The following is a 545-nucleotide window of genomic DNA, read 5'->3' on the forward strand; positions in this document are numbered from 1 at the left end:
TTCACGCAAGCCGCATCTTTTCAAAATGTTCGCTCCGATAAAGATGTCCTCGCCGTCGCCATAGCGGTTCACAAACCCGTATCCTTTTTGGCCATCAAACCACTTCACGCGCGCTGGAACCCTTTGGTCACAAACCTCGCCCAGGGCGGCGACATCGTCATGATCAATGGGGTCTTGCGGCAAGATCATTGAAACGATTTCAGTCGTCCTAAGGCCGTTTGCCGAGTAAGAATATTTAAACTCAACCACCGTTTCATCAATAATCGTATCGCGTCCAATATCATGCAGCACATTCTGATGAAGGAGGAAATCAGCCTCGAATCCGGGCACGGTTATGAAACCGAAACCTTTCGATGCATCAAACCACTTAACCTTCCCGCTGAGTATGGCGTTTGGATCTGTGGAGGGTACCCGTCCATCATTCATAATTATGTTTTCCGTGTTCATTGGGGTGTGCCAATCGCGCCCGCTCACGCGAGGATCACGTGATCGGCGGTCAGGATGTCGGGGCTGACATCGGTCAGGAACACCACCGTGTCGCCGTC

At 51.6% G+C, this 545-nt stretch carries 1 protein-coding gene; it reads right to left on the reverse strand.

Translation table 11 applies throughout. From position 1 onward, the window contains the following. The coding region (locus L0664_RS18465; RefSeq protein WP_235227379.1) for a cold shock domain-containing protein at positions 1-426 on the reverse strand (426 nt) is incomplete at its 3' end. Positions 427-545 lie beyond the last annotated feature (119 nt).

This window comes from Octadecabacter dasysiphoniae (genome assembly GCF_021532615.1).
Classification (GTDB): Bacteria; Pseudomonadota; Alphaproteobacteria; order Rhodobacterales; family Rhodobacteraceae; genus Octadecabacter; species Octadecabacter dasysiphoniae.